Genomic DNA, 3,056 nt, shown 5'->3' on the forward strand with positions numbered 1-3,056 from the left:
AAAACAAAAACAAAAAAGAAATGTCGTTCAAGTTTGAAAGTGCAAATGGCAAATGGTCCATCACATTCACGCCGCCTGATCAGCTGCTGCAGACTCAGAAGCAGGAGCAGCTGGCTCAGAAGCAGCAGCAGGCTCAGAAGCAGCAACTGATTCAGAAGCAGCAACTGATTCAGGTGCGGCCACCGGAGGAGCGGACCGGCCTCGTGGCGGTCTTGGGTTTCCGTACGGCCTGGATCCTTGGATGTTGTTTGGCGAGCGTGATGAAGTGATTGCACGCAGGCGGGCCAGTTCTTCGTTGCACTGATAAAGATGATTTTGCATCGCATTGTAATCTTCAAACAGTTTTTGGTACCGCGGTTGAAATTCTTGATACGTAACCTGAAACTCTGCAAATGTCGCCTGCAACTGGTTGTGTTGCTGCAGCAAAACATCATATGCAGACCGAGACGCCGTCAGTTGCTGATAAACATCGCCGTGTCTGTTTTGTTCTTCGCGGATGCTGGCGATGATGCGGCCTCTGTTTTCCAATTCGGCCGTGAGCTTGGCAGCGGCTTCTTCCATCTGCTTGATGTTCGCACGCAACACACGATTGTCATCGCGCAATTCCTTGTTGTCGCTGCGCAAATCAGTGACAAAATCGGCCAGGTCAATGCTGCGGCTTTCTGACGACGAAGATGGTGTCGGCGACGCGGAAGGAGCGGCTTTGAGTTTTTGGATAATGGCTTCGTAGTGCGCCGCCTGGGCGTCCAGTTGCGATCGCAAATCGGTGAGCTCCGCCGACGCTTTTGCCATGCCAGTCGTCAGAGCGGCCTCCAAATGAGCGCGCGACTGGTTGGCCTGGTCTTCTGCACACCGATAATCGTGCAACTCCTTCTCAGCCGCCTCCAGCTTCTTCCTCATGTTTTCTTGCAACTCTTCTTGCTCCTTTTTAGCATGAGTCAGTCGTTCTTGCATTTGTCCCTGCTCCTTGTCCACGGCCGCTTTGATTTCTTTCTGATGCGTGGCACTGGCGCGAGCCAAAGCCTGACGAAGAGAATCCTTCTCCCTTTTCACGTCTGCCAATGCCTGGTCGCGTTCAGCAACCACCTTTCTCAGTTCGGCTTGTAGTTGTTGGATGTATGTATTCTTTTCAGCCAGACCGACAGCAGCACTCTGCTGAACTTTGGCCAACTTGGCACCCATCTCTTCCAACTCAGACTTGGCCTGTTGAAACTTTTTTTCTTGGCTGGCGTCGGCTTGTTTAGTGGACACATGTTTTTCCTGCCGCTGCGGCTTTTCCTGCAATTTTCTGACGTTTTCCTCCAGGCTTAGGTTCTCAGTCGCCAGTTTGGAAATGGTTTTGGCCTGCTCCTCGGCCAGTTTGGACATGTCGCTGATCTGTCGCTCCACTTTTTCTTTGCTCTCGTTGGCAATTTTGAGGCAACTGTCCGATTCTTGTCTTTGCTTGAGCGCTCTGTCGTACAAGAGGCGCAACTTTTCAGTATCTTTGCACTTTTTGGCCAGTTGGTCGCATATGCGCACGATGGTGGAGATAAAAGCCCGGCTGAATTGCGCGTCTGCGCCGTGAAAATCTGTGCAGGGGCTGGAGCCAGTGTACACAAAATTGTTTATTAAGGGCTCGTCAACCAATGTCGGGTGTGTCGTACAGATCGGCCCCTCGCCGTCTGGGTAGTGGATTGCGAAGTGACCGAAACAGGTCCGCTCCGGCTCGGGATGTGGGGCCGTCATGTAAAAGGACACGCCAAAGCTGTCGCTGGAGCCAGTGGTGGTGGGGAAAATGTTGCCCAGCTTCAGTGCGCAGGCCTGGGTGATGCTGGCCATCGCCAGCTTGAAGTTGGCCACGTTCTGGAACGCAGTGTCGCGATACTTGCCGTCATCGCGCGGCACCGTGGCAATCAAACCCATGTTCATGTCGTTGAGCAGCGGGTGAACAATAGCACAGTGAAAGCCGCGAAAGCGTGCGTCAACGTGCTGCAACACCTTAGCATGTGCCGCCTGCATGGCTGCCCAGTCGTCGCTGTGGTGCGTCATGATTTGGTGGGAAATAGTGGCGCAGATTTGCTGGCCGTCGTGGGTCATGATGCAGCCGTTGCTGCACTTGCACTTTGAATCTTCCTGCAGCAGAAATTCCTTCTGGTCACCAGCCAGTTTGGTGATAAAATGAAATGTGCGCGCCAAAATCACCGTTTGCACTTGGCCGTTGTCGTCAATGTAGGTCATGACTTGGAAGAGGCTGCCAATCTCCGTACCGCCTCGGGCCATGTGAACGACCACACCCAGGTTGGTGCGCACAATTTTGTGCTCGGCGTCCAACGTCTTGCCCGTGCTCACGCTGAACATGCGGCCGTGGTTGACGACTTGCAGATTTTGAGGAAAAACAAACCACAGGCGCTCTTCAACAATGGCCGTAGCCGACGGTGCTTGGTTAATGCCAATCAGGTCGGACTGGCGCGGATCGGACCAGTCGGGCACGTGGACGACGGCCGAGCCGGTTGGTGGCATGCGTTCCGTGCCGCCGCTACACTCAGCGCCCAGCTGCAGCATTCGTTCCGGGGATATGGCGTAGATAAAGATGGTGCCTTCCACCGCATCCTTGTCGTCTTCTTGTTTTTCGGCGGCGGTAGAAGCGGCCGTTGGCTGCACGGCTCGTTTCAACTTGCTGCTGAGGCTGTTTCTCATTCGGCGGCGAAGAAAGACAGCCAGACCGTCGCCCACAAAGCCGTAGAAGATGAATTCGGCGTTGTTGAAGGTCATGATGCATTCTTGTTTGTTGAAAATAAAGTGCGCGCCGCTCGGGCGTTGCATGTAGATGTACTGGCCGTCCACGACCACTTTCTCCACCAGGGTTTTCCACGGGTATTCTTCGCGCTGGTTGGCTCCTTCCGACTTGGTGAGGCGGTAGGCACTGACAGAGCCGTTCTTGTGTTGCATGACTCCCAGCGACCGAAAGGCCGAGGAAAAAAACGCAGCCTCTTCTTTTTCTTCTCCCTTGCTTGCACTGTTGTTGTTGTTGTTGTTGTTGTTGTTGTTGTTGTTGTTGTTGTTGTTGTTGTTGT

At 53.6% G+C, this 3,056-nt stretch carries 1 protein-coding gene; it reads right to left on the minus strand.

Annotated elements, in window-relative coordinates; all coding sequences use genetic code 11:
* Positions 1–66 precede the first annotated feature (66 nt).
* The coding region (locus Q0072_RS19345) for a hypothetical protein (RefSeq protein WP_298333225.1) at positions 67–3,056 on the minus strand (2,990 nt) is incomplete at its 5' end.

Source organism: Asticcacaulis sp. (assembly GCF_027484505.1).
In the GTDB taxonomy this organism is placed as follows: Bacteria; Pseudomonadota; Alphaproteobacteria; order Caulobacterales; family Caulobacteraceae; genus Asticcacaulis.